Genomic DNA, 24697 nt, shown 5'->3' on the forward strand with positions numbered 1-24697 from the left:
CCCACTACCGGATTTTTTCGCCCTTCGCGGGACTACGCGCCGGCCATGCCCATTTCCTGTTCGACCAGGCTTACCCAATAGGCGACGCCGAGCGGAATGATTGCGTCATTGAAATTGTAGTGCGGCGTATGCACCTCGGGCGAGGTACCATCCGGCCCGGTGCCGGCGCCCAGGAACATGAAGGCGCCCGGCCGGGCTTCGAGCATCAGCGCGAAATCCTCCGCGCCGGTGATCGGCGGCATCACCTTGACCGCTGCCGAATCCACAAAGGTCCGTGCGGCCGCGCGCGCGACCTCCGTCTGTTCCTTATGATTGACGAGGGCGGGCGAGCCGCGACGGTAGATCGCCTCCGCCGTGCAGCCATAGGAGGCGGCAAGGCCCTGCGCCAATTCGCCGATCCGCTTCTCCAGCAGATCGCGCACCGCCGGGACATAGCTGCGCGCCGTGCCGGTGATGGTGATCGCCGAGGGCATCACATTCGGCGATACCGGCGACCCGCCTTCGATCGAACCCACCGACAGCACCGCCGCCTCGATCGCCGGCACGTTGCGCGAGACGATGGACTGCAACGCCAGCACGAAATGCGCCTGCACCACCGTCACATCCGTGGCGAGATGCGGCGAGGAACCGCCATGCCCGCCAGTGCCCCTGAACGTCACGATGAAGCGGTCCGAGGCTGCGAGCGCCGGCCCGGTGCGCGTGCCGAAAACACCTTGCGGCAGCGTCGGCGCATTGTGCAGGCCATAGACAGCATCGCAGGGAAATCGGTCGAACAGCCCGTCGGCGATCATCGCCCGCGCCCCGCCGCGGCCTTCCTCGGCAGGCTGGAAGATCAGGTGCACCGTCCCGGCGAAATCCCGATGCGCCGCCAGCCAGCGCGCAGCACCCAGCAGCATCGTGGTGTGCCCGTCATGCCCGCAGGCATGCATCACCCCCGGCGTGGTTGAGGCATAGGGCATCCCGGTCTGCTCGTGGATCTGCAGCGCGTCCATATCCGCCCGCAGGCCGATCACCCGCTGGCCCGGCCTGCTGCCGCGGATGGTGCCGACCACGCCAAGCTTGCCGACACCCTCGGTCACCTCGATGCCGAGCGCGCGCAGCTCGCGCGCCACCAGCGCCGCGGTGCGTGTCTCCTCCATGCCGAGTTCGGGATGCGCGTGGATGTCCTGGCGGATGGCAGCGAGTTCCGGCAGCCAGGCTTTCACGCCATCGATCACGGGATTGGTCATCAGGTGATTCCCTCTTCTGCCGGATGTGGGCGCGGCCGGCCTGGCTGGAGCAGATCCCGATCTGATCGAAACGCCCGATCGGGTAAAGCTGTTCGCGAGAACAAACGGCCGGAGCGATTGCCGTGAACCGGTGCGAGCGGAAGGTGCGGCACCGTCAGGGCGCGCGGATGCCGGCGAAGCGAATGATGCCGTCCGGGTTCGGCTCGAAACCCGCGATGCCGGCACGCAGCCCCCAGAACCAGCGGTGATGATACAGGAACAGATGCGGCCGGTCTGCCAGCCAGGCTTCCGCGGCGCGATGATACTGCGCCTGGCGCTCTGCCGTGACCGTGCTGCGCCGCGCGGCGGCGAAGGCGGCATCGACCACGGGGTTGGCGTAGTGGCCCCAGTTCAGGAACCCATCGCTCGCCAGCCAGATCGCCACATTGCCATGCGGGTCCGGCCGGCCGGACCAGATGGCGATGGCGGCGTCGTAGTCGCCACGCCGGGTCGCGGCGACCATGGCGCTCGATTCCATCTGCTCGATGCGCACATCGAAGCCGCCCTCGGCGGCCATCGCCTGGATGATCTGCGCGACCTGCGCCTCGACTGGGCTGTTGGGCACCTTCAGCGTGAAGGCGACGCGGTCATGCCCCGCTTGGCGCAACAGCGCCTGCGCCCGCGCCGGGTCGCGCGGCGGCGGCGGCAAATCGGCGAAATGATAGGCGGTGCCGGGCGCCTCCGGCTGATTGCCGGGCACCAACAGTCCTTCCAACGCGACCTGGTTGATCACCGCGCGGTCGATGCTGCGTTCCAGCGCCTCGCGCACCAGCGGGTCGCGCAGCGCGCCCGTCGCGGTGTTGATCGACATGGTCTGGTAGGCGAGGGCGGTCGCCTCCACCACGCGCAGCCGCTGGTCGCGCCGCGCATCGGCGACATCGGAGGGCGACAGCCGCTCGATGATGTCGAGCTGCCCGGCACGCAGGTTCAGCAGCCGCACCGTATTGTCCGGGATCGGCAGGAACACGAGCTTCTCGACATGGATGTTCGCCGCGTTCCAGTGACCGGGGAAACGTTCCATCTCGATCCGATCCTGCGGCACACGGCGCGTCAGGCGGAACGGGCCGGAACAGACCGGCTCGTCGCGGATGCGCTCGCCCAACCGCGCCAGCGCGGTCGGCGACATGATCATCCCGCCGCGGTCGGCCAGCACCGAGAGCAGCGGCGCGAATGGTTCCGACAGCCGGATGATCACGGTGCGCTGGTCCGGCGCCTCGACCGCGCTGATCTGCGCGAGCTCACTGCGGCGGCGTGATTCGCGCGCGGTGCGATAGCGTTCGAGATTGACCCGCACCGCCTCGGCATCGAGCGACGTGCCGTCATGGAAGCGTGCATCGCTCCGCAGCGTCAGCGTCAGCGCCAGGCCATCCGGCGCCCATTCCCAGCGCGTTGCCAGTTCCGGCCGGAAGGACAGGTCCGGCGCGGTGTCGATCAATTTGTCGCACAGCGCCGAGAAGACGACGCGTTCGACGAAGGACCCGCTGACCGCCGGGTCGAGTACATTCGGGTCGGACCCGATGCCGATGCGAAGCGTCTGCGCGCCGGCGGGCTGCGCGACCGTCAGCACCACGAGCAAGGCGAAGGCAACGAGCGCACGCATCCCGGTCATCCCATCCCGATGCAGGATCATCCGCGTCGCACGATGTCTCCGCAAGCAGCGAGAGTTGCCGCGCCATGTCCCGTGGCGCAGGCTCGTCGCCATCCCAGACGTGAGGCAACGACCATGGCTGACCCCATCCTGTTCCCCGGCACCGTCGAATGGTCCGGCGAAAATCCCGGCATCTCGCTGAAGGAGGACCCCGCCGGCCCGTTCACCACCCTGGCCTCCTTCTTTCGGGTCGTACTCTCGCCGCATGGTCGCGGGCATGCGCTGGTGCTGCTGCTCTCGCCGGGTGAAGCAGCACCACCGGCCGAACGCGCGAATGTCTGCTTCACCGACAATGAGCCGCTCGCGCGCTGGCTGGTGGCTGACTATGTCTCGCATTTCGGCGCCTGGCGCGGCCTGCCGGGGCTTGCCGGGCTGCAATACCGCGCGCTCGACAGCGTGCAGTCGGACGGCGACGCGATCTCCAGCTACAGCGAGACAGTGCGCGCGGCGGATACCACGGTGACGCTGGCCTGGTCAGGACTCGGCAAGCCCTTCTGCTTCGCGCTGACGCCCCCGGCCTCGGCGACCGGCGCGCACATCATGCCGAGCCTGTTCGTCGGTTGCGAGACGGCGAGCGTCACGGTGAACGGGCAGGCGCGGCCCGGCGCGCCGGTGCCGCGCGAAATCGCCGGGCAGCGCATCTCGACCGCCATGCTGGCCTTCTCGGAGACCTGGATCCGCGCCTGATTGGCTCTTGGCAGACACGCTCCCGCTCGCGCAAATGAGAGGTGGGAGCATCTGCATGAGCGAACCGACCATTCCGCGTCCGGCGCTGTGGCTCGGCCTGGCCGGCCTGCTGCCGAGCATCACCGCGCTTGTCGTCATGTTGGCGCTACCCGGCATGCGGGAGCTCGCGGCCAGCGCGGGCCTCGGCTTTGCCGCCGTGATCGCGAGCTTCGTGGGCGGCAGCTGGTGGGGGCTCGCGGCGGGCCGGGCGTCGCCCGAGGCCATGCCATGCTATCTCAGCCTCGCCGTGATGCCTGGCCTGCTCGCCTGGCTGGCGGTGCTGGTCCCGCCGATGACCGGCTTCGGTGTCCTGGCGCTGCTGTTTGCCGTCCTGCCGCCGACCGACAGGCGGCTGTTGCACGAGGGCGTCAGCCCGTTCTGGTGGCTGGCGCTGCGCTTGCCGCTTTCCTTGGCCATGGCCGCGCTGCAGGCGGCCATGGCGCTGGTCTTGGTATTCTAGAGCAGATCGCGCCTGACGGGACTCAGTCAGGCGCGCGAAGATGCTCGATCAGACAATGGCTTGGGGCGGTCTGCGTGAGCGCCGTCAAACGCAAACCGCTCCAAGCCCGGCACCGCCCCTCGGCAATCGGCCAACCATGCTCGGATGCTGACGTGGGTCGCCGATAGGGGTGCGAACCGTCGCCGGACGGGTCAAACGGACGCTCGACCCTGCTGGTCGAGCCGCTTCAGCCGGAAGGCCAGCGCCAGCAGCACGACGCCCATCACGATCGCCTCGAGCGCGATGATCCAGGCGATGGCAAGCAGCCCCGCCCCCGGCCGGGTCAACAGGATGGCACCAAACAGCACGGTGACGGCGCCGAGCACGCCGAGCAGCACGTCGGAGACGCGGAAGGCGAGCACGATGCGCCCGACGCCCATCGCCACGGCGAAGCCACCGGCGACCAGCACGAGGACGAAGACCGAAACCCCAGGCGCCAGCAGCAACGCCACGGCCGCGGCCAGGGAGAGCAACCCGTCGAGCCAGGTCCAGACCCCGTGCGGCCCCTTGCCGGCGACTGCCTGCCAGATCGTCGTGCCGCCCTCGATCGCCATCCAGGCAGCGAGGAAGGCGAGCAGCACGAAGATGCTCAGCCCCGGATTCAGGAAGGTGAGGATGCCGAAGATGATCGCCGCCACCCCGCGCAGCGCGAAGGCCCACCAATGCCTGGCCATGGCACGCAGGATGGTCACCTGCTCATGGCCCGGAAGGCCGGGTGATGTGCTCGTCATCGGTGCGGGCTCCTGCTGCGCGATCGGTGCAGCATAACGGATTCCGTCACGTCGGAAATTGATTGCGGCAAGGTTGTTTGCGGCGCACCGGGCGTTCGTGGCAGACCCCGTGCCAAACCGGGATGCGGCGGATGGGGATGCTCACCAGCGGCTTCGAGAATTGGATCGGCGCCAGCGCCGGATGGGCGCCGGTGGCGGTCTTCGTGATCACCTTCCTGGAATCGTTGCCTGGCGTCAGCCTGTTGGTGCCGGCCACGGCCATGTTGGTGGGGATCGGCGCGCTGCTCGGCGCCGGGACGATCGAACCGGCGCCGGTGGTGGCGGCGGCGATCGGCGGCGCCATCACCGGTGATGCCATCGGCTTCTGGGCGTCGCGTGCGCTGGGCCCGCAGGTGGTACGGCGCTGGCTGCCGCGAAGCCAGCGCCGCGCCTATGCCCGGGCGCTGCTGCTGTTTCGCCGCTGGGGATGGGCGGCGGTGTTCGTCGGGCGCTTCCTCGGCCCTGTCCGCGCCGTGGCGCCGTTGATGGCCGGGGTGGCGCGCATGCGGGAATACCGCTTCCAGACGGCAAATGTCGCCTCGGCCATCGTCTGGGCGCCGGCGATGCTGCTGCCTGGCTATGCCGCCGCGCGCGGTCTCGAAGGGATGGATATGGGCCAGGGCTTCGCGTGGCTGTTCGTTGCGCTGCTGCTGGCCGCCACCGTTTGGTGGGCACTGCATCGCAGGGCCGGCTAATCGTGGCGTGGCGCATGAAGGAACGCGGCGCGCGCATGCGCCATGCGGCCGGCGTGTCGGATCGGTGGGATGAGGTTTCGCGGGCGGTGGTGGAGCTGAGGGGAATCGAACCCCTGACCTCCTCATTGCGAACGAGGCGCTCTCCCATCTGAGCTACAGCCCCGCCGCGCGAGGCCGGCTGAGTGCCCCAGCCGGCAAGGGAAGTCAAGGCGCCTTGTCCGGGCCGCCCCTGCTCACTAGGTTGCCACCGCTTTCGAGGAGGGATCATGCGCGCGCTGTTCTGGCTGCTGGATACTGCGATCAGTCTTTATGTCTGGGCGCTGATCATCGCGGCGGTGATGTCGCTGCTGCTCGCCTTCAATGTGCTCGACTCGCGGAACCGGCTGGTCTGGACGATCTCCGACTTCTTCTACCGCGTCACCGAGCCCGCCCTGCGGCCGATTCGCCGCTTCCTGCCGGATCTGGGCGGCGTCGATCTCTCGCCCCTGGTGCTGATCCTGCTGCTGCAGGCGCTGCGCATCCTACTTGGCGAGATCTATGTCGGCATGCTGAGCAACGGCATCGGCTTTTGACCTTCTGGCGGGCCGAGGGCGATGGCGTGCTGGTCCGTGTGAAGGTCCAGCCGAAATCGCGCCGGCCCGGCCTGGGCGGGTTGAAACCCGCCGCCGACGGCCCCCGCCTGGCCATCGCCGTCACCGATGCGCCGGAGGATGGCCGCGCCACCCGGGCGGCCTGCGACGCGCTCGCCCACGCCCTGGGCGTCGCCAAATCCTCGGTGGATCTGGTGCAGGGCGCGACCTCGCGCGAAAAGCTGCTGCGCGTCGCCGGCGACCCGGCGGCGCTCGCCCTCGGCCTGGAGTCCCTCGCATGACCGCCCGCATCCTCGATGGCAAGGCGATCGCCGCCGCCCTGCGCGCCCGCTTGGCCGAGCGCGTCGCCGCACTGCCCTACAGCCCCGGCCTGCGCGTCGTGCGGGTGGGGGAAGACCCGGCCTCGGGCGTCTATGTCCGCAACAAGGACAAGGCGGCCAAGGCGGCCGGCTACGACAGCGCCACCATCCACCTGCCGGCCGAGACCACCGAGGCCGAACTGCTCGCCACCATCGCCACGCTGAATGCCGACCCGGTGGTGGACGGCATCCTCGTCCAACTGCCCCTGCCGCCGCGGATCCGCACCGAGGCCGCCATCGCCGCGGTGGACCCGGCCAAGGATGTGGACGGCTTCCACCCGCTCAATGCCGGCCGGCTCGCTGCCGGGCAGCCGGGCCTGGTGCCCTGTACGCCGCGTGGGGTGATGCACATCCTCGCCGAGGCGGGTGTCGTGCTGCGCGGGGCGCGGGCCGTGGTGCTCGGGCGGTCGCAGATCGTCGGGCGGCCGATGGCGCAGCTGCTGCTCGGCGCGGACTGCACCGTGACGATCGCGCATTCCCGCACACGCGACCTGCCGGGCGAATGCCGCCGCGCCGACATCCTGGTCGCCGCCGTGGGCCGGCCTGAGATGGTGCGGGCCGATTGGGTCGCCCCCGGTGTCGTGGTCATCGATGTCGGCATCAACCGGCTGCCGGATGGCCGGCTGGTGGGCGATGTCGCCTTTGGCGAGGTCGCGGCGGTCGCCGGCGCCATCACCCCGGTCCCCGGCGGCGTCGGGCCGATGACCATCGCCTGCCTGTTGCAGAACACGCTCGAAGCGGCCATTGCGCGGCGGGGGGCGGCATGATCCTCGTGCGACTGCTGCAGGGCGTCGGCATCGCCGGCCTGCTGGCCTGCGCGCATCTCGCCTGGGAATCTACGCCCTGGGGCGGCGAGGCCTGGAACCGCGGGCGAATGCTCTATGCCTGGGCCGGGGCGATCCCGGCGCTCGGGCTGATCGGCATCGCCGCGCTGCTCGGGGCGCTGCGGCGGCAGGCGGGGGAGATTGCGTCCCTCAAGGCCTCCCTGGAGCGGATCGAGACGCGTCTCGGGGGATGAGCCCGGGCACGCTGGGCCTGGCCGGGCTGTTCGTCCTGGTCTGGGCCTCGGCCTTCAATGCCGCGCGCATCGTCGCGCAGGAATGGCCGCCGCTGATGGCGCTGTCGCTGCGCTTCGCGATCGGCGTGCCGATCCTGCTGGCGATCGCCTGGTATGCGCGGGCGAGGTTGCCGGCGCGCGCCGACCTACCGCGCATCGCCGCCATGGGTGCCTTCGGGATGGGTGGCTATCTCGGCTGCGCCTGGGCGGCCTCGGCGCTGATCCCTTCCGGGCTGGTCGCGCTGCTCTCGGCGACCGCGCCGCTCTGCGTGGCGCTGGGGGAACGGCTGCTGTTCGGCCGTCATCTGACGGTGCGGGCCTGGGCGGGGCTGGCACTGGGCTGGGTCGGCGTCGCCATGCTGGGGCTGCCGCGCGCGGCCGGTGGGCTGACCGATGCGGCGTCGCTCGGCATCGCCGTGGCGCTGGCCGGCGCGGTGTTCCAGGCGGGCGGGCTGCTCGCCTTCGCCCCAGCGCGCGGGCGGCTCGACCCGCTGACGTCGAATCTGGGCCAGACCATCGTCGCCGCGATGGTGGTAGCCCCCTTCTCCCTGGCGCTGGAATCTGTGCCAGTGGCGGCGCCGGGCTGGTTGGGCGTGGCGGCGCTGGCCTGGTCGATCCTGGTGGTCGGGCTGGGCGGCTATGCGCTGTATTTCACGCTGCTGCGGCGCTTGCCGGCCTCCTCGGCCGCCGCGCTGCAATTGCTGGCACCCCCGGTGGCGGCGCTGATCGGTTGGGCGCTGCTCGGCGAGACCCTGCGCCTGAGCGATGTGGCCGGTGGGATGGTGACGCTGGGCGGGCTGGCGATGCTGCTGCGCGCGCCGCGCAGCGGGTGATGGGCGGATATCGGCAGGATGGCTGATGATCCGCCGCACCCGATGGGACGATTCCGTTCGGCGAATCCCGGCGCGACGTCGTCGTCCGCGCGGCCCGCGATGCCCAGAGCCAAAAAATGGTGTCCAGGGGCCTCGGGCCTTTGGCGGGGAGGGGTTCGGAGAGGGGCAGCGCCCCTCTCTGACACCCCCGGCGCGCTACGGGATCAGCCCGCCCGCATTGCCTCGGCCACGGCGCGGTCGGCCGGCTCCGCGCTGGCGGACAGGCCGGCCAGCACGCCCGTGCGGTCCGGTTCGGGCCGGTTCTGGCTGAGTTTGCGCTTGCCGATCAGCGTCTCGATGCGCAGCACGATCCCGACGATGCCCTTCAACTGGCTGGCGACGAAATCGTCCGGCGCGTCGGCCACCGCCCAGGGTGTGTCGCGCGGCGCCTCATGCTGTTCCGTCAGGCGGGAGACGATGGCATGCAGCCGCGTCGCGTCCTCGACAACCTCGACCGGGCCGATGGCGTGCACGGCGACGTAATTCCAGGTCGGCACGACGCGGCCATGTTCCTGCTTCGATGGGTACAGCGACGGTGACACATAGGCCTCGGGGCCGGTGAAGATGGCGCGCGCCGCACCCGCCGCCGCCAGGCCGCGCCATTGCGGATTGGCCTTCGCCACATGGCCGTACAGCGTGCCGTGGGGGCCTTCCCCAGGCACCAGCGTCATCGGCAGATGCGTCGCCTCCGGTACGCTGCCATCCGCCGCGGCGCTGACCAGCAGGGCCAGGCGCGCGGCGCGGATGATCTCCGCCAATAACTCGGGGCGGTCCTCGCGAAACTGCGGCGGGTTGTACATGGCGCGATGCTCCTGACGGGTGCAGGCTACCGGTCCGCGATCGGATCGGGAAATGGCCGCCGACGCGCAGGAGACATGTCATGGACGAAGACCGTTTCAACATGGAGCTGCGGAAGTTCCTCAAGCACGTCGGCGTCACCTCGCAGCGCGAGGTCGAGAAGGTGGCACGCGAGGGCGCCGGCGGCGCCAAGGTGCTGCGGCTGAAGATGGCATTGACCTCGCCCGATGACCCCGGCCTGAACCATATCGTCGAAGCCGACATTCCCCTGGATTGAACGCCCCATGAGCCATGACCTGATCCGCCTCACCGCCACCGAGGCGGTGGCGAAATTGCGCGCGCGCGAGGTCTCACCTCTCGACCTGATCGACGCCGCCGCCGCGCGCATCGAAGCGGTGGATCCGGCTGTGAATGCGCTGCCGACGCTGTGCCTCGACCGCGCGCGGGACCACGCCCGCGCGCTGATGAACGGCCAGCGGCGCGAGGGGGAGGGCGAAGCCGGCTGGCTCGCCGGCTTGCCTGTTGCCATCAAGGATCTCACCGAGGTCGGCGGCGTGCGGACCACCTTCGGCAGCCCGATCTTCGCCGACTACGTCCCCGAGCGCAGCCATCCCATCGTCGAGCGCATCGAGCGGCGCGGCGGCATCGTCATCGCCAAGTCCAACACGCCGGAATTCGGCGCCGGCGGGTCGACCTTCAACGAGGTGTTCGGCCGCACGCGCAACCCGTGGAACACCTCGCTGACCTGTGGCGGGTCGACCGGTGGCGGCGCCGTCGCATTGGCCACCGGGGAGGTCTGGCTGGCGCATGGGTCGGACCATGGCGGCTCGCTGCGGCGGCCGGCGACCTATTGCTCGGTGGTCGGGCTGCGGCCCTCGCCCGGGCGCGTAACGCGCGGGGCGCAGGAGGATCTGTGGTCGCCGCTCTCCGTCCAGGGGCCGATGGCGCGCAACATTCCCGACCTCGCGCTGTTCCTCGACACCATGGCCGGCTGGGATATCGACGACCCGATGACCTATGACGCGCCGGCGCGGTCCTTCGTCGAGGCGGTTGCCGCCGCCGAGCGCGAGAAGCCGCTGCGCATCGCCTTCACCGCCGATTTCGGCGGCACCATGGCGATGGACCGCGAGATGGCGGCGATCTGCGCGAAGGAAGTCCGTCGCTTCGAGGCCCTGGGCATCGAGATCGAGGAGGTCTTCCCCGATCTCGGCGCACTGAACGAGGCCTTCCTGGTGCTGCGCAGCCAGCATTTCGTGGTGGATCGGGAGGAACTGCTCGCCACCAAGCGCGACCTGCTGAAGCCCGACATCATCTGGCAGACCGAGCGTGGGTTGGCCGAGACACCCTCCCGCCTCGCGTGGGCGGAGCATGAACGCGCCCGCTTCTTCCGGGCGATGCGCGACATCTTCGCGCGCTGCGACGTGCTGGTCACGCCAGGCGCTTCCTCGCCTGCCTTCGACGTGATGCTGCGGGCGCCGGAGAAGATCGGCGGCAAGGTGCTGGATAACTACATGGGCGGGTCGCTGATCAACGCCTTCGCGACCATGGCGAGCTGCCCGGCCGTCGCGGTTCCCTGCGGGTTCGACCAGTATGGGCGGCCGGTCGGGCTGCAGGTGGTCGCTCCGCCGCGGCAGGATGGCCGCGCTCTGCAGGTGGCGGCGCTGTTCGAGCGGCTGACCGGGCTCGACCGGATGCTGCCGCTGGACCCGAAGCCGGGGGTGGTGCCGCCGTACGAGTGAGGCGGGGACAGAAGGTTGGAGGGGCGCCGCCCCTCCAAGCCACCCCGCCAAAGGGCTGGGCCCTTTGGAGTGCCGTCTTCTGGTGCCTTGCCCGGCGGGTGGGATGCGCGGCCCGGCGCTGCCTCGGCACGACGCGCCGGCAGGCTTAGAGACGGCCTAAATTGTTGATAATAAACATTTTGAGATTTTAGGATTTTAGACTTTTAGAGCGTGATGGCCGCATGTGCGAATGCATCGGAGGTCTGAATCACGCGATCAGGCAATAGGTCGGAGCTTGATGGGGGAGCCAACGCGAACCAATCACGCTCCAAGGCGGATCGCGCGTGGTGGAATCATTCAGGCACGTGATGACCGCCGCTCAATCCAAGGGTTGGAGCGCTTTCCGTTCACGCCGAAGCGGCACCGGCCCGCACGCCCACCCGGCTGCCCATCCAGGATACTGTCGTTGGGTGGGCGTGCGGGTCGGTGCCATCTGACCGGAAAATGCTCCAGCGTGCATTGCGCGGGCGCCGTCGAACGCCAAGCCATGTCGCCAAATCCGCCGCAGGCGCAATGCGCCCCCAGGACGGCTGAAACATATCATGAACATTTATCAAATTCCAGCGCCATCCGTCTTCGAGGGCGGCTCGATGTATCCAGAGGCCTTTAGGCCTTTGGTGGGGAGGTTCGGAGGGGCGACGCCCCTCTGACCTTTCGCCGCACCACCGCAATCCCCGGACTACCCTCGCCCCCCGCGATGCCTCATCACATCGCCATGTCCTTCCTCGCCTGGTCCCTGCTCGTCGCACTTTCCGTCCTCTGGGGCGGGTCCTTCTTCTTCGTCGGCGTGGCGGTGGCGGAGATCCCGCCGCTGACCCTCGTCGCCCTGCGCGTGTCGCTCGCCGCCATGATGCTGTGGGCCGCGCTGCCGATGCTGGGCGTGGCACCGCCGCGCGGCGGCCGGGCCTGGCGCGCCATCGCGGTGATGGGGCTGGTCAACAATGTCATCCCTTTCACCCTGATCGTCTGGGCGCAGCGGACGCTGCCCTCAGGCCTGGCGGCGATCCTCAACGCCACCACGCCGCTGTGGACCGTGCTGGTCGCCCATGCGCTGACCACCGAGGAGAAGGCGACGCCGGGCAAGCTGGCGGGCGTGCTGTTCGGCGTGGCCGGCGTCGCCGCGATGATGGGGGTGGATGTCCTGGGTGGGGCGCCCGCGGCGGGGCTGGCCACGGTCGCGATGCTGGCCGCGACCCTGTCCTATGCCGTCGCCGGGGTGTTCGGGCGGCGGTTCCGCGCCATCGGGGTGCAGCCGATGCAGGCGGCCCTTGGCCAGGTGACGGCCTCCGCGCTGATGATGCTGCCGCTCGCCCTGGCGGTGGACCGGCCCTGGGCGCTGCCGGCGCCCTCCGGCGCGACGGTGGCCGCGGTGCTCGGCCTGGCCGGGCTCTCCACGGCGCTGGCCTATGTCCTGTATTTCCGCATCCTGGCGTTGGCTGGGGCGGTGAACCTGCTGCTGGTCACCTTCCTGATCCCGGTCAGCGCCATCCTGCTCGGCACGCTGGTGCTGGGGGAGGCGCTGGCGCCGTGCCATCTGCTGGGGATGGCGCTGATCGGGCTGGGCCTCGCGGCGATCGACGGCCGGCCGCTGGCCTATGCTTCGCGGATCTTGCGCTGGTAGTGCTTCGAGTACTTCTCGGTGATCAGGTCTGTCTTCACCAGGACCGCGACGTCGGTGGTATTGAATTGCGGGTCGATCACCGCCCCTTCGCCGACAAAACCGCCAAGTCGCAGATAGCCCTTGATCAGCGGCGGCAGGCCGACGAGCGTGCGCTTCGTTTCGATGGTGGCGGGGTCCTTGCGCATCATCTCGACATAGCGGTCGGGCAGGGCGCGCGGGCGTATCGCTTCCGGCGCCATGTGATGGGAGGCCAGATAGGTCAGCTCGTCGGCCAGCGCATCGAGATCGGTGCCGGGCAGGGAGGCGCAGCCGAACAAGATGGCGATTCGGTGCCGCGCCACATAGGCGGCGATGCCGCTCCAGAGCAGTTGCAGTGTGCCGCGCGTCCGATAGGCGGCATCGACGCAAGATCGCCCGCATTCCACCAATTCGCCCTCGACGGCGAGGATGCGCGAGATGTCGTATTCGGCGGCCGAATACCAGCGGCCGAGCCGGGCCGCGGCGCCGCGGCGGATCAGCCGATAGGTGCCGACGACCGATTTGGCGCCCTCGCCCTTGTCGTGGTCCAGCACCAGCAGATGGTCGGCCACGGCGTCGAATTCGTCGCGGTCGCGCCGGCTGGCGGCCGTCGCCGCATCGGCATGGGCGCCCATTTCCTCGTAGAAGACGCGGTAGCGTAGCGCCTGCACGGCATCGATCTCGTCGGCATCCCGCGCCAGGCGTACTCCGAGGTTGCCGGAACGGAGTTCGCCGAAACCGGGGTCGTCACTGTCGTTCACGAGTCACGCCCGGCTTTGGGGCGCTTGGCCGGTGGCTCGGCTGCCCTGGTTTCGATGCGGCGGCCAAACAGTTCGAGCCGCTGCCCGACCAGGGTGAAGCCGAGCTTGCGCGCCAGGATGCGGGCCAGCGCCTCGAATTCCTCGTCGGCGAATTCGATCACCGTGCCGGTATCCACATCGATCAGATGATGGTGGTGGCCACGGTCGGCCGGGTCGTAGCGGGCGCGGCCGCCGCCGAAGTCGCGCCGTTCCAGGATGCCCTTTTCCTCGAGCAGGCGGACCGTGCGGTAGACGGTGGCGATGGAGACCTTGTTGTCGAGCACCAGCGCGCGGCGATAGACGTCCTCGACATCCGGATGGTCCTCGGCCTCGCTGAGGACGCGCGCGATCAACCGGCGCTGCCCCGTCATCTTGAGGCCGCGTTCGATGCAAAGCTGTTCGATCCGGGACGGCGTGTGGTCCTGGTTCGGCGGGCGGGCCTGGATGCGGCTCTCCATGCGGTGGTCGGTTCCCCGATCTGTCATGCGCCGATCCGGCGCGGTCGCGGACCATAATCCCGGCGGCCCTGTCAGGCCACAGCCAAGGCAAGACGGTTGCTGGTCGCCATATGGGGTGACGGCGCGTGGCCATACCATGCCGCACGGTGCTGTGATCGCCCCCATGCGGCTCGGCAGGCCGCGTCCCGTGACGGGCCGCGGACGGTATCCGGTCGCCTTGGCGACCGGAACCCTTGCCGATACGTCATGTCAGTCAGGTCGTCGCCTGCCATGACCGAGCGCCCGGCCGGGATCCGGCCTGGCCGAGTTCCCGGGGGGGCGGAACCTCAGCCCTTGGTCTTGCCGCGAGCGCGCGGCGTCGTGCCCAGACCGATTTTCTTGGCCAGCGAGGACCGATGGCGAGCGTAGTCGGGCGCGACCATGGGATAGTCGGCGGGCAGGCCCCAGCGCTCGCGATACTGCTCCGGCGACAGGTTGTAGGAGGTCTTGAGATGCCGCTTGAGCATCTTCAGCTTCTTGCCGTCCTCGAGGCAGATCAGGTAGCCCGGCGTGATGGACTTCTTGATCGGCACAGCCGGCTGCGGCCGTTCGGGCTCTGGCGCCGGGTGGCTGCCGACGCCCGCCAGCGTGCGGAAAACCTCCTGGATAAGGCCGGGAAGTTCCGCGGCCGGTACTGGGTTGTGCGAGACATGGGCAGAGACAATCTGGGCCGTTAGACCCAGAAGTTCGCCATGAAGATTGGATTCAGCCATTGTTGATGCCCCCTGGAACCGAAACAGGGGCATTTCTAGCTGTGCTGTGCGGTGCCGGCAATTGCCACTGGAGTGAATTCGATGACACGAGAAAATTCTACGTCGATGGGTGAAGAAACAACGGCCAATTCCACCCTAGACATAACGGGTGAGACTTGTCCGATGACGTTTGTTCGGGTCCGCCTGGCACTTGATCGTCTCTCGACGGGTGAAGTCCTTGAAGTGTTGCTGTCCGGCGAAGAGCCGCGGCGCAACGTCCCACGCACTGCCGTCGAGCAGGGGCACGCCATTCTCGCCCAGGTCGATGAGCCTGCCGGCATTACTCGCCTGCTGCTTCGCCGGGGCGGCTGAGGGCCAGGCGCAGGACGAGCGCATCCGCGCCGTCGGGGTAATAGGCGCGGCGCCGGCCGGCCTGGGTCGCGCCCAGCCCCGCATAGAGCGCACGGGCCGCGCGGTTGGTCTCGGCGACTTCCAGGAACAGTTCGGTCGCGCCGCGCCGCGCGGCCTCGGCCGCCAGCGCCTGCATCAAGGCCCGGCCGTGCCCCGCCTGCCGGGCCTCGGCCAGGACCGCGAGGGTCAGGATCTCGGCTTGGTCCGCCGCGATGCGGCCCATGATGAAGCCGAGCGGCGCCTCGCCCCGCGTCGCCAGCAGCGCGACATGGCCCGGCAATTCGAGTAGCAGGGCGATCGCCTGCTTCCCCCATTGGTCGGCCGGCGGGAAGGCCTCGGCATGCAGCGCGGCCAGCAATGCCGCCGATTCGGCGCCGACCGGGCGGATCGTCATGCCGGCGGGCCGGCTTTCGGTGCGCTGACCGCCGGCGGTTCGGCATAGAGCGGGGCGGCGCCGCGCGTGGGCAGGTCGCCGGCATGGCGGCGGGCGGCGACGCGGGCGACGGCATCGGCCAGGGGCAGGCCGGGGCGGGCCTCGACGGCGTCGCCGCGCGCGGCGAGTAGGCCGGCCACGGCCGCCGCGGCGTCACCGAGGAGGAGGACCGGCGCGGCGGCGGCCGGCAGCGCGTCGAGCGGCGCGACGACTGGCGGGGCGGGCAGCAGGCTGCCCGGGGCGAAGCACTCCAGCACGACGCGGCCGCGGCGATTGTCGATGGCGGCCCAGATCGCCCGGCCGGCCGCGGCGCCGGCGGGCAGGGCGGCGGCGAGGGCCTCGCCGGTGGTCACGCCGATGAGGGGCTTGCCAGCGGCCCGGGCCAGGCCCTCCGCCAGGGCGATGGCCGCGCGCAGGCCGGTGAAGCCGCCCGGGCCGACGCCGACCGCCACGGCATCGAGCGCGGTGGCAGCGAGGCCTGTCTCGGCGAGAACCTCCGCGACGAAACGCGGCAGCAGGGCGGGGTGGCCGCGCGCAGCCTCGGCCTGCCGGGACGCCAGCACCGCGCCATCGGCCAGCAGGGCGACGGAGCAGCAGGCGAGCGCGCCCTCGATGGCGAGAATCCTCATGCGGCGCGGCTTTAGAGCAGTTCCGGTCCGGGTGAAATCACCCGATCGGGCGAGGATGCGGTGCAGGCGCCGATCCAGCGCGCCAGCGCGAATGTGAGCCGTGCTGGGATGCGGCCGGACATCGGCCTCTTTCGTCGCGCCAATGAACGGGTCACGATGGCGGCAAGGACAGCATCAAGTCCAGGGAAGGAAACATCATGATGGTCACGCGGCGCGCTTTCGGATCCGGGGTGCTAGCGGCGCCTGCCTTGGTCATTGGTCACCGCGCCGGGGCGCAGGCCGCCTGGCCGAGCCGTGCGGTGCGCATCATCGTGCCGTATACGCCGGGCGGGGTGTCGGACATCACGGCGCGGCTGCTGTCGGACCCGCTCTCGACCGCCTGGGGCCAGCCGGTGCCGGTCGAGAACCGCGCCGGGGCCGATGGCGTGATCGGCACCGAGGTTGTCGCCCGCAGCCCGGCGGATGGCTACACGCTGGGGCTGGTCTCGGTCGGCCATCCAGTGAATGCGGCCTTCTACAAGCTGCCCTACGACACGATGCGCGACTTCACCTTCGTGACGCAGACCACCTCGACGCCGCTGGTGTTGTGCGCGCCGCGTGCCTTCGGGCCGAGCACGCCGGCGGAACTGGTGGATTATGCGAAGGCCCATCCGGGGGTGACCTTCGCCGGCACCGGCGGCGTGGTGCGGCTGGCCCCGGTGCTGTTCGCGCAGCGCACCGGGATCACGCTGGAATACGTGCCCTATCGCGGCAGCACCCAGGCGCATCCGGACCTGATCGCCAACCGGGTGAACATCATGTTCGACACGGTGCCCGCGGCCTTGCCGCATATCCAGTCCGGCGCGTTGAAGGCGCTGGCGACCACCGGGGCGCAGCGCAGTCCGCAGCTGCCGGACGTGCCGACGCTCGGCGAGGCCTTCCTGCCGGGGTTCGAGGCGGCGACCTGGGGCATGATCATCGCGCCGGCCAACCTGCCCGCGCCCGTGCTGGCGAAGCTCAACGCCGATATCCGCGCCGCGCTGCGGAACCCGACGGTGGTGGAGCGGCACAAGACCTTGGGGGCGGAGGTTGTCTCGAACACGCCGGAGGAAATGCGGGCCTTCGTCCAGGCCGAGATGGAGAAATGGGGGGCGGCGGCGCGGGCTTCGGGGGTGCAGCCGCAGTAGTCGGGGCGGAACCGGAGAGGGGCGTCGCCCCTCTCCGGACCTCACCCCACCAAAGGCTTAAGGCCTTTGGAAACCTCGCACGTGGTGTTGGGCAGGGGGTCGGGTTTCTCGGGACCAGAGCGCGCGCTTCGCCCGGTACTAGGCGTACTGACAGGTATTGTGCCCGCCGCGGCTTTTCCCTTTTGGCAGGCCCGCCAGGCCCAACGCCAAGTATTGGTGTCCAGAGGCCCTTAGGCCTTTGGCGGGGTGAGGTCCGGAGAGGGGCAGAGCCCCTCTCCGTTCTCCCACATCACAGATGCTTGCCGAAGAATGCCAGCGTCCGCTTCTGCGCCAGCTCGTAGTCGGCCTTCACATAGGACCCGCGTTCGTCGCAGCCGAAGCCGTGGCCGCCGCCATAGACGTGGATCTCCACGCCGGGCTGCGCCGCCTTGACTGCCGCGACATCGGTCATCGGGATGGAGGCGTCGGTTTCGCCGAAATGCAGCTGGACCGGGCAGCGCGGCTTCTCGTCCTTCGCCCCGGCGATGCCACCGCCATACCAGCCGCAGGCGGCAGAGAAGGCGCTGGAACGCGTTGTGCCGAACCAGGCGATGGTGCCGCCCCAGCAATAGCCGACGATGCCGCGCTTCACCCCGGCCGGCAGGGCGGCGGCAGCGGCGAGGATGTCGAGCATGGTGTGCCCGTCATCGATCTTGCCGCGCAGTTCGCGCCCCTGCGCGACGTCGGCGGCCTCGTAGCCGAGTTCGATGCCGCGGCCGACGCGGTCGAACAAGGCGGGGGCGATGACGGCGTAGCCTTCCGCGGCGAAGCTCTCGCACACGTTGCGCATGTGGTGGTTCACGCCGAAGATTTCCTGCACCACGACCAGGGCGCGGGCGGCGTTCTGTGGGCCGGCACGATAGGCGGACAGGCGATGGCCATCCGCGGCTGTCAGCGAGATCATGGGCATGGGCGTCTTCCCTTGGGGGTGAGGCGGCGTATCCTCACCGCATGGGCGAGATCGTCAACCTGAACAAGCTGCGCAAGGCGCGGGCCCGCCAGGATGCGCAGGCGGATGCCGCGGCGAACCGGGTGAAGCATGGACGCAGCAAGGCCGAGAAGACGCAGGACGCGCAGGCGGCCGCGCGCCGCAAGGCGCTGCTGGACGGCGCGAAGAAGGAGGAATGAGCGGCGTGCGCCACCATCTGCTGCCCGGCTTCCCGCCTTCCGTCTCGCCATCATCCCATGCGGTGGAGGCAGATGGCTTCGTCTTCCTGACCGGGCAGTTCCCGCGCGATCTGGACGACCCGGAGGCGCCGCTGCCCGTAGGCATCGCGGCGCAGACGACGCGCACCATGGGCAACCTGGCGCGCGCGCTGGGGGCGCTCGGGCTGGGGCTCGAGCACCTGGTGTCGGTGCGGGTGTATCTCGCGGCGTTCGAGCGCGACTATGCGGCGATGAACGCCGCCTATGCCGCCGCGCTGCCCGAGGGCGGCCGACCGGTGCGCACCTGCATCGGCGTCACCGCGCTGGTGCGCGGTGCGCTGATCGAGGTCGAGGCGGTCGCCCGGCGGCCGTGAGGTGGGTCAGAAGCCCCGGTTGATGGTGAAGGCGATGCCCTGGTTCACCAGCCGGCCGGCGGACGAACCCACCAGCGTGCCGTTGATGAGCGTGCCGTCCGTGCCGTTCGGGTTCGAGAAGGTGCTGGCGTAATTGCCGGTCTGCCGCTGCGTGGCCGAGAGAGTGTAGCGCACATCAACGAACCACGACGCGTCGAAGAACAGCGTCACGCCCAGCATGGCGGCGCCACCGAATACCCAGCCCTCGGTGCCGAAATTCTGTGGCGCGCCGGAGATGTCGCTGCGGGTGCCGTTGGTGTCGGCGAAGCCGATCAGCCCGTTCAGCTTGGTGCTCATGCGCGACAGGGTGGGCCCGGCGCCGAGATAGACGAAGCCGCCCGCATCGAAGGCATGGCCGATGAACGGCATCAGCGCGACCTGGTGGGTGACCTCGGTCTGGTAGGATTGCACGATGGCGTTGCCGGTGAAGGGCACCGGCGTGCTGCTGCCGGTCGGCGTGTAGGACCCGGCCTGCGGGATGCGGGCGTTCTGCACCGAGGCCGAGGCGTTCAGGTAGGTGTAGTTGAGGTTCGCGCCCCACAGCCAGGCGCTGTCGGTGAAGCGCTGGAAATAGCCGAGTTGCACGACCGGGGCGATCGCCGTGTCGGTGCCCATGCCGACGCTGCCGGGCCCGGCTGCCGAGCCGCTGGAGATGCGCGCCCCGTCGCGGAAGACGTCAGAGGTGCCGACGGCGTAGACGTCCTGCGTGCCGAAATTCGCGAGGTTCGCGCTGCCGCCGACACCCAGGTAGAAGGCGTGCTGCGGGACGGCGGGGGCGGCATGGTCCTGCGCCACCGCCGCGGCGGGCACGCCCACCCCGGCGGCGATGATTGCGGCGATGACATGGTGGCGGCGCGAGAGAGCGTGGTTCATCGATGTGACCTTCTTGGTCGTAGAGGGCATGGTTGCGCTGCGCGTCGTCCGCCCTCGGGGCAAGGTCACGGTCGGGCCGGCTGGCGCTTGCGGGGATCGTCTCAGGGAGGCGACCCGGGTATCGCCGGGCCTTCCTGTCAGCAGGATCGGCGAAGCTGGCCTTTCTCTCGTGTTTTGCGAATCACACAATCACGATAGTCGGGATACGGGAATTGTAGAGGCCCACTACGCGCTCCGGTGCTGATTTTCCCGTAAAATTCGCGATGTCGTTTTCAACGACGACGAACATCATGACCGTGCGCAGCGTCGTCATGATGGTGTCGGGCGTCGGGTCGATCACCATCCGACCTTTGTGCGCGCCAGGGCGTTCATCGGTCGAGGCCAGGCAGATGAACGGCTTGCCACCCTCCGAGGCATCGGCGCCGCGGATGAACTGCAGCTACCCGCCGGTGCCGCTGATATGTCGGTGGCCATCCGGCTCCGACGCCGCTTGGCCCTGCAGGTTGATCTGCGTCGTGTTGTCGATTGCCACCACGTGGCCACTGCTGGCAACGATGTCGGGTTTGTCGCGCACCGTGTCGTAGAGCACATGGCTGCCGAGGGCGGCGCTGTCGGTCGCCTTGGTCCTGGTCGAAGCTGTCGGGCCGATTGAAGCCGACGCCGTCGTCGAACCAGTCGCCGGACCGAAGGAGCGGCGCCGGCTCGGACGCCGAGATGCGGCGCGCGACCTCGGGCTGCATGCATGGCGACCTGTTCGACGCGTGCCGGCCTTGTGGGGCGCCGGCGCTTCACGGGACATGCGCAGTCATCCGCCCGGTCAGCCAGCCACGCGGGGCGCTGAACAGCAAAACGGCGGGCGGTGGTTGCCCACCTGACCCGCCGTTCCGAACCCGCTGCCGGGAAGGGGCCGCGCCACCCGAGGGCGGCGCACCCCGTTCAGTGCGCGTTCGCCCAGACCCGGCGCTTCACCGCATAGGCGATGCCGGCGAGGAAGGTCAGGAAGATGACGATCTTCACGCCCATGGCGCGGCGGATTTCCAGCTCAGGCTCGGCGGCCCATTGCAGGAACGTCGCGACGTCATGCGCCATGTTCTCGACCGTGGCCGGGGTATGGTCGGCGTATTCCACCTGGTCCGGGTTCAGCGGCCGCGCCATGGCGATCTGATTGCCCGCGAAGTAGCGGTTGTAGTTCATGCCATCGCCCATCACCATGCCGGCGGGCGGGTCGGCATAGCCGGTCAGGAGGGCGTAGATGTAGTTCGCGCCGCCCTCACGCGCCTTGGCCATCAGCGACAGGTCCGGCGGCAGGGCGCCGTTGTTCGCCGCGCGGGCCGCCTGCGGGTTCGGGAAGGGACTGTGGAAACGGTCGGACGGGCGGCCCGGCCGTTCGAACATCTGCCCTTCGTCGTTCGGCCCGTCCTGCACCTGGACCTGGGAGGCGATGGCCGCGACCTGCGCCGGCGTCAGGCCGAGTTCGGTGAGGTTGCGGTACGACAACAGCTGCATCGAGTGGCAGGCCGCGCAGACCTGCGAATAGACCTGGAAACCGCGCTGGGCGCTGGCGCGGTCATAGGTGCCGAAGATGCCCTGGAAGCTGAAATTGGCATTCGGGATGTGGACGGTCTCTCCGGCCGCATGGGCGGCCGGAGCGGCGAGGATCAGCCCACCGACGATGGCGAGGGCCTTGAGCGAAGTACGCAGCATGGTCAGGCCTTCTCCATCGGCTTCGCCGCGGCGCCGGCGGGCAGCGGCCCGCCACCGAGGACGGCGCGCGAGATGCTCTCGGGCAGCGGCAGCGGCTTTTCGAGCCGCGAGAGCAGCGGCAGGATCACCAGGAAATACGCGAAGTAGTATGCGGTCGCGAAGCGGCTCACGGTGACGAAGGGCTCTTCGGGCGGCTTGCCGCCGCAATACAGCAGCACGAAGAAGCAGACCGTCCAGAGCAGGAAGGCGATGCGCGCGATCGGGCGGAAGCGCATCGAGCGCACCGGCGAGCTGTCGAGCCAGGGCAGCACGAAGAGCAGCGCGATCGAGCCGAACATCATCAGCACGCCGCCGAGCTTGTCCGGCACTGCGCGCAGGATCGCGTAGAACGGCAGGAAGTACCATTCCGGCACGATATGCGCGGGCGTGACCAGCGGGTTCGCCGGGATGTAATTGTCCGGGTGGCCGAGATAGTTCGGCATGAAGAACACCAGCACGGCGAAGACGATGAAGTAGATTACCAGGCCGAAGCTGTCTTTCGCCGTGTAGTACGGGTGGAAGGGCAGGGTGTCCTGCGGGCCCTTCGGCTCGATGCCGAGTGGGTTGTTCGAGCCCGTGATGTGCAGCGCGACGATGTGCAGGAAGACGACGCCGACGATCACGAAGGGCAGCAGGTAGTGCAGGGAGAAGAAGCGGTTCAGCGTGGCGTTGTCGACGCTGAAGCCGCCCCACAGCAACGTCACGATCCATTCGCCGACCAGCGGGAAGGCCGAGAACAGGTTGGTGATGACGGTCGCGCCCCAGAACGACATCTGGCCCCAGGGCAGCACGTAGCCCATGAACGCCGTGGCCATCATCAGCAGGAAGATGACGACGCCGAGCATCCACAGCAGTTCGCGCGGCGCCTTGTAGGAGCCGTAGTACAGGCCGCGCCAGATGTGGATGTAGACGACGATGAAGAACATCGACGCGCCATTGGCGTGCACGTAGCGCAGCAGCCAGCCGAAATTCACGTCGCGCATGATGCGCTCGACGGAATCGAAGGCCATGGAGGTGTGCGGCGTGTAGTGCATCGCCAGGAAGATGCCCGTGGCGATCATGATCATCAGGTTGACCATGGCGAGAGCGCCGAAATTCCAGAAGTAGTTGAAATTCCGGGGCGTCGGGAAGGAGCCGTACTCCTTCTGCATCATGGTGAAGACCGGCATGCGCTGGTCGATCCAGCGCAGGACGGGGTTGGGAATGTCGCTATTGTGCAGGCCGCTTGCCATCGTCTCGCCCTCAGCCAATCCGGATCTTGGTGTCGGAGGTAAAGGCATAGGGCGGAATGTCGAGGTTCCGCGGCGCCGGTCCCTGCCGAATGCGGCCCGATGTGTCATAGGCGCTGCCATGGCAGGGGCAGAACCACCCGTCATACGGCCCCTTGTTGTCGGTCGGCTTCTGGCCGAGCGGAATGCAGCCCAGATGCGTGCAGATGCCGATCATGACCAGCCACTGCTCCTTCTGGACGCGCGACTGGTCGGTCGCGGGGTCCTTCAGGTCGCCCATCGGGACAGCGCGCGCTTCCTCGATGTCCTTGGGGGTGCGGTGGCGGATGAAGATCGGCTTGCCGCGCCACATGATGGTGACGGCCTGGCCCACCGTGATGGGGCCGAGTTCCGCGTCGGTGCTGGCCAAGGCGAGCACGTCGCGCGCCGGCTGCATCGAATTGATGAAGGGCCAGGCGATGGCGCCGACGCCCACGGCGGCGAAGGACGCCGTCACCAGATTCAGGAAGTCCCGCCGCGGCGTTTCGCCTGCCGCGGTGGCCTCGCCACTATCCGCCATGCCTCACCATCCCTTCCGCCGGCACGCCGAGGGGCGGAGCCGGCCGCATCAACCCGAACCGGGCGCCGACGTGGCGCCCGTAAAGCAGCTCAAGGCAGGCGCGCAGCCACACACGCTGCCGTCCCTGCGCGGCCGACCTTATAAGGGGCGGTCCGGCGGGGTGTCCATGGCACGACCACCACGCGCGGTCCTGACATGCAAGATGGCCAAACGGTATGCTTTTCGTGCCTCAGCGCGAGGCCGGAGGGGCCGCTTCCCTGATCGGTATCAAGCGCGGCACCCCTGACGCGAGGGAAATCATCCTCCGACACGGTGCATGGGCTTTTCGTCCGGCGCCGCGGATGCGATGCGAGGCAGCGGAGACGGCCGCGCGGGCAGCGTGGCCATCGCAGCGCAGGAGTGGACCATGACCGCCGTCGCCCCCGTGGACCACCCCCAGCTCGGCCCGGTCCGCGCCTGGTTCGAATTGTTGCGCGACCGGATTTGTGGCGAGTTCGAGTCCATCGAGGACGACCTCGCCTCCGGCCCGCATCGCGACCTGCCGGCCGGCCGCTTCGAGCGCACCGCCTGGACCCGCGCGGAAGGCGGCGGCGGCGTGATGTCGGTGATGCGGGGGCGGGTGTTCGAGAAGGTCGGCGTCAATGTCTCGACCGTCTTTGGAGAGTTTTCCCCCGAATTCCGCAAGCAGATCCCCGGTGCCGACCAGGATCCGCGCTTCCTGGCCACCGGCATTTCGCTGGTGGCGCATCTGCGCAATCCACGCGTGCCGGCCGCCCATATGAACACCCGCTTCATTGTCACCAGCCGCGCCTGGTTCGGCGGCGGCGGCGACCTGACGCCGATGTTCCCCGACAGCGCCGAGGCCGCCGAGGACGCCGCCGTCTTCCACGCCGCCTTCAAGGCCGCCTGCGACAAGGCGGACCCGACCTACTACCCCCGCTTCAAGCAGTGGTGCGACGAGTACTTCTTCTTGCCGCATCGCAACGAACCGCGCGGGTTGGGCGGCATTTTCTACGATTGGCTAGGCGACCGCACGCCGGGCCACGGGATCGAGGCGGATTTCGCCTTCACCAGGGATGTCGGCCTGGCCTTCCTCGAGGCATATCCGGCCATCGTCCGCCGCCGCATGCGCGAGGCCTGGACCGCGGAGGAACGCCGGCAGCAGCTGATCCGCCGCGGCCGCTACGTGGAATTCAATCTGATCCATGACCGCGGCACGCTGTTCGGCCTTAAGACCGGCGGCAATGTGGAGGCGATCCTGATGTCGCTGCCGCCGGAGGTGGCCTGGCCCTGAATCGATCTCGCCGGGGCGGCTGCGCATCGTCCGGGCTTTCCGGCGGCGGCCTGCGACCCCATCTCCGCCACCAA

The 24697-nt window shown here is 69.2% G+C and carries 30 protein-coding genes, 1 tRNA gene and 1 pseudogene; 16 read left to right on the forward strand and 16 right to left on the reverse strand.

From position 1 onward, the window contains the following. Positions 1 to 32: 32 nt before the first annotated feature. Complete coding sequence (locus IEY36_RS20960; protein WP_188970471.1) at positions 33 to 1229, reverse strand: M20 aminoacylase family protein; 1197 nt, start codon at positions 1227 to 1229, stop codon at positions 33 to 35. 154 nt (positions 1230 to 1383) lie between these two features. Beyond that, positions 1384 to 2868: an ABC transporter substrate-binding protein gene (locus tag IEY36_RS20965; RefSeq protein WP_188970473.1), complete on the reverse strand. Its 1485-nt coding sequence runs from the start codon at positions 2866 to 2868 to the stop codon at positions 1384 to 1386. Between the two features lie 123 nt (positions 2869 to 2991). Here IEY36_RS20965 and IEY36_RS20970 point away from each other — a divergent pair, with 123 nt between their 5' ends. Both IEY36_RS20970 and IEY36_RS20975 read left to right on the forward strand, forming a co-directional pair. After that, the gene (locus IEY36_RS20970; RefSeq protein WP_188970475.1) at positions 2992 to 3603 is read left to right on the forward strand and encodes a hypothetical protein; all 612 of its coding nucleotides are present in this window, start codon (positions 2992 to 2994) and stop codon (positions 3601 to 3603) included. Between the two features lie 55 nt (positions 3604 to 3658). After that, positions 3659 to 4102 (forward strand): DUF3429 domain-containing protein, encoded by a 444-nt coding sequence (locus IEY36_RS20975; RefSeq protein ID WP_188970477.1) that lies wholly within the window; start codon positions 3659 to 3661, stop codon positions 4100 to 4102. Positions 4103 to 4293: 191 nt separating this feature from the next. Here IEY36_RS20975 and IEY36_RS20980 read toward each other — a convergent pair whose 3' ends face one another. Next, entirely contained in the window at positions 4294 to 4872 is a 579-nt protein-coding gene (locus tag IEY36_RS20980) for an HdeD family acid-resistance protein (RefSeq protein ID WP_188970479.1), read from the reverse strand. 131 nt (positions 4873 to 5003) lie between these two features. Here IEY36_RS20980 and IEY36_RS20985 point away from each other — a divergent pair, with 131 nt between their 5' ends. Continuing rightward, positions 5004 to 5606: a DedA family protein gene (locus IEY36_RS20985; RefSeq protein ID WP_188970481.1), complete on the forward strand. Its 603-nt coding sequence runs from the start codon at positions 5004 to 5006 to the stop codon at positions 5604 to 5606. Positions 5607 to 5693: 87 nt separating this feature from the next. Here the strand turns inward: IEY36_RS20985 and IEY36_RS20990 are convergent. Next, positions 5694 to 5769, reverse strand: a tRNA-Ala gene (locus IEY36_RS20990). A 103-nt stretch (positions 5770 to 5872) separates the two neighbouring features. On the opposite strand from IEY36_RS20990, the gene IEY36_RS20995 reads away from it, so the two are divergent. The 5 genes from IEY36_RS20995 to IEY36_RS21015 are packed head-to-tail and all read left to right on the forward strand — an operon-like array spanning position 5873 to position 8445. Continuing rightward, positions 5873 to 6178: a YggT family protein gene (locus IEY36_RS20995; protein ID WP_188970484.1), complete on the forward strand. Its 306-nt coding sequence runs from the start codon at positions 5873 to 5875 to the stop codon at positions 6176 to 6178. Then, entirely contained in the window at positions 6175 to 6477 is a 303-nt protein-coding gene (locus tag IEY36_RS21000) for a DUF167 domain-containing protein (protein ID WP_188970486.1), read from the forward strand. Before IEY36_RS20995 ends, IEY36_RS21000 begins: the two co-directional genes overlap by 4 nt. Beyond that, complete coding sequence (gene folD / locus IEY36_RS21005) at positions 6474 to 7322, forward strand: bifunctional methylenetetrahydrofolate dehydrogenase/methenyltetrahydrofolate cyclohydrolase FolD (RefSeq protein ID WP_188970488.1); 849 nt, start codon at positions 6474 to 6476, stop codon at positions 7320 to 7322. The genes IEY36_RS21000 and folD overlap by 4 nt, the downstream gene beginning before the upstream one ends. Then, complete coding sequence (locus IEY36_RS21010) at positions 7319 to 7573, forward strand: hypothetical protein (protein WP_188970491.1); 255 nt, start codon at positions 7319 to 7321, stop codon at positions 7571 to 7573. Before folD ends, IEY36_RS21010 begins: the two co-directional genes overlap by 4 nt. After that, entirely contained in the window at positions 7570 to 8445 is an 876-nt protein-coding gene (locus tag IEY36_RS21015; protein WP_188970493.1) for a DMT family transporter, read from the forward strand. The genes IEY36_RS21010 and IEY36_RS21015 overlap by 4 nt, the downstream gene beginning before the upstream one ends. Positions 8446 to 8648: 203 nt before the next feature. On the opposite strand, the gene IEY36_RS21020 is transcribed toward IEY36_RS21015, so the two are convergent. Continuing rightward, the gene (locus IEY36_RS21020; RefSeq protein WP_188970495.1) at positions 8649 to 9284 is read right to left on the reverse strand and encodes an FMN-binding negative transcriptional regulator; all 636 of its coding nucleotides are present in this window, start codon (positions 9282 to 9284) and stop codon (positions 8649 to 8651) included. A gap of 80 nt (positions 9285 to 9364) precedes the next feature. Between IEY36_RS21020 and IEY36_RS21025 the strand changes: the two genes are divergently transcribed. The 3 genes from IEY36_RS21025 to IEY36_RS21035 all read left to right on the forward strand — a co-directional run bounded on the left by IEY36_RS21025 (position 9365) and on the right by IEY36_RS21035 (position 12681). Beyond that, positions 9365 to 9559, forward strand: a complete 195-nt coding sequence (locus tag IEY36_RS21025) for a DUF6494 family protein (RefSeq protein WP_188970497.1) — start codon at positions 9365 to 9367, stop codon at positions 9557 to 9559. 7 nt (positions 9560 to 9566) lie between these two features. Beyond that, positions 9567 to 11021 carry an amidase gene (locus IEY36_RS21030; protein WP_188970499.1) on the forward strand — a complete coding sequence of 485 codons (1455 nt, stop codon included), beginning with the start codon at positions 9567 to 9569 and terminating at the stop codon, positions 11019 to 11021. 754 nt (positions 11022 to 11775) lie between these two features. Next, on the forward strand, positions 11776 to 12681 hold the full coding sequence (locus IEY36_RS21035; protein ID WP_229681468.1) for a DMT family transporter: 906 nt from the start codon (positions 11776 to 11778) through the stop codon (positions 12679 to 12681). Here the strand turns inward: IEY36_RS21035 and IEY36_RS21040 are convergent. The 3 genes from IEY36_RS21040 to IEY36_RS21050 all read right to left on the reverse strand — a co-directional run bounded on the left by IEY36_RS21040 (position 12654) and on the right by IEY36_RS21050 (position 14709). Beyond that, positions 12654 to 13460, reverse strand: a complete 807-nt coding sequence (locus tag IEY36_RS21040) for a GNAT family N-acetyltransferase (RefSeq protein ID WP_188970503.1) — start codon at positions 13458 to 13460, stop codon at positions 12654 to 12656. The genes IEY36_RS21035 and IEY36_RS21040 overlap by 28 nt on opposite strands. After that, entirely contained in the window at positions 13457 to 13957 is a 501-nt protein-coding gene (locus IEY36_RS21045; RefSeq protein ID WP_188970867.1) for a Fur family transcriptional regulator, read from the reverse strand. Before IEY36_RS21045 ends, IEY36_RS21040 begins: the two co-directional genes overlap by 4 nt. A gap of 326 nt (positions 13958 to 14283) precedes the next feature. Beyond that, complete coding sequence (locus IEY36_RS21050; RefSeq protein WP_188970505.1) at positions 14284 to 14709, reverse strand: MucR family transcriptional regulator; 426 nt, start codon at positions 14707 to 14709, stop codon at positions 14284 to 14286. 105 nt (positions 14710 to 14814) lie between these two features. On the opposite strand from IEY36_RS21050, the gene IEY36_RS21055 reads away from it, so the two are divergent. Continuing rightward, positions 14815 to 15060 (forward strand): sulfurtransferase TusA family protein, encoded by a 246-nt coding sequence (locus IEY36_RS21055; RefSeq protein WP_188970869.1) that lies wholly within the window; start codon positions 14815 to 14817, stop codon positions 15058 to 15060. Here IEY36_RS21055 and IEY36_RS21060 read toward each other — a convergent pair. Together IEY36_RS21060 and tsaB are read right to left on the reverse strand one after the other, a co-directional pair. Next, the gene (locus IEY36_RS21060; protein ID WP_188970507.1) at positions 15029 to 15493 is read right to left on the reverse strand and encodes a GNAT family N-acetyltransferase; all 465 of its coding nucleotides are present in this window, start codon (positions 15491 to 15493) and stop codon (positions 15029 to 15031) included. The genes IEY36_RS21055 and IEY36_RS21060 overlap by 32 nt on opposite strands. Further along, entirely contained in the window at positions 15490 to 16161 is a 672-nt protein-coding gene (gene tsaB / locus IEY36_RS21065) for a tRNA (adenosine(37)-N6)-threonylcarbamoyltransferase complex dimerization subunit type 1 TsaB (RefSeq protein WP_188970516.1), read from the reverse strand. Before tsaB ends, IEY36_RS21060 begins: the two co-directional genes overlap by 4 nt. A gap of 197 nt (positions 16162 to 16358) precedes the next feature. On the opposite strand from tsaB, the gene IEY36_RS21070 reads away from it, so the two are divergent. Continuing rightward, positions 16359 to 17327 carry a Bug family tripartite tricarboxylate transporter substrate binding protein gene (locus IEY36_RS21070; RefSeq protein WP_188970518.1) on the forward strand — a complete coding sequence of 323 codons (969 nt, stop codon included), beginning with the start codon at positions 16359 to 16361 and terminating at the stop codon, positions 17325 to 17327. A 289-nt stretch (positions 17328 to 17616) separates the two neighbouring features. Here IEY36_RS21070 and IEY36_RS21075 read toward each other — a convergent pair whose 3' ends face one another. Continuing rightward, positions 17617 to 18270 (reverse strand): dienelactone hydrolase family protein, encoded by a 654-nt coding sequence (locus IEY36_RS21075; RefSeq protein ID WP_373290340.1) that lies wholly within the window; start codon positions 18268 to 18270, stop codon positions 17617 to 17619. 47 nt (positions 18271 to 18317) lie between these two features. Between IEY36_RS21075 and IEY36_RS21080 the strand changes: the two genes are divergently transcribed. Next, complete coding sequence (locus tag IEY36_RS21080; protein ID WP_188970522.1) at positions 18318 to 18494, forward strand: DUF4169 family protein; 177 nt, start codon at positions 18318 to 18320, stop codon at positions 18492 to 18494. A gap of 5 nt (positions 18495 to 18499) precedes the next feature. Further along, positions 18500 to 18886: a RidA family protein gene (locus IEY36_RS21085; protein ID WP_229681469.1), complete on the forward strand. Its 387-nt coding sequence runs from the start codon at positions 18500 to 18502 to the stop codon at positions 18884 to 18886. A 6-nt stretch (positions 18887 to 18892) separates the two neighbouring features. Here IEY36_RS21085 and IEY36_RS21090 read toward each other — a convergent pair whose 3' ends face one another. The 5 genes and pseudogenes from IEY36_RS21090 to petA all read right to left on the reverse strand — a co-directional run bounded on the left by IEY36_RS21090 (position 18893) and on the right by petA (position 23329). Further along, on the reverse strand, positions 18893 to 19798 hold the full coding sequence (locus IEY36_RS21090) for a hypothetical protein (protein WP_188970526.1): 906 nt from the start codon (positions 19796 to 19798) through the stop codon (positions 18893 to 18895). 181 nt (positions 19799 to 19979) lie between these two features. Further along, a pseudogene (locus IEY36_RS30750) lies at positions 19980 to 20597 on the reverse strand (acetyl-CoA hydrolase/transferase C-terminal domain-containing protein). A 137-nt stretch (positions 20598 to 20734) separates the two neighbouring features. Next, positions 20735 to 21502, reverse strand: a complete 768-nt coding sequence (locus IEY36_RS21105; RefSeq protein WP_188970530.1) for a cytochrome c1 — start codon at positions 21500 to 21502, stop codon at positions 20735 to 20737. A gap of 2 nt (positions 21503 to 21504) precedes the next feature. Continuing rightward, positions 21505 to 22773, reverse strand: a complete 1269-nt coding sequence (locus tag IEY36_RS21110; protein ID WP_188970532.1) for a cytochrome b — start codon at positions 22771 to 22773, stop codon at positions 21505 to 21507. A 10-nt stretch (positions 22774 to 22783) separates the two neighbouring features. Then, complete coding sequence (petA, locus tag IEY36_RS21115; RefSeq protein ID WP_188970534.1) at positions 22784 to 23329, reverse strand: ubiquinol-cytochrome c reductase iron-sulfur subunit; 546 nt, start codon at positions 23327 to 23329, stop codon at positions 22784 to 22786. Between the two features lie 406 nt (positions 23330 to 23735). On the opposite strand from petA, the gene hemF reads away from it, so the two are divergent. Then, positions 23736 to 24623 (forward strand): oxygen-dependent coproporphyrinogen oxidase, encoded by an 888-nt coding sequence (gene hemF / locus IEY36_RS21120; RefSeq protein ID WP_188970536.1) that lies wholly within the window; start codon positions 23736 to 23738, stop codon positions 24621 to 24623. Positions 24624 to 24697 lie beyond the last annotated feature (74 nt).

Source organism: Neoroseomonas lacus (assembly GCF_014644535.1).
Taxonomy (GTDB): domain Bacteria; phylum Pseudomonadota; class Alphaproteobacteria; order Acetobacterales; family Acetobacteraceae; genus Neoroseomonas; species Neoroseomonas lacus.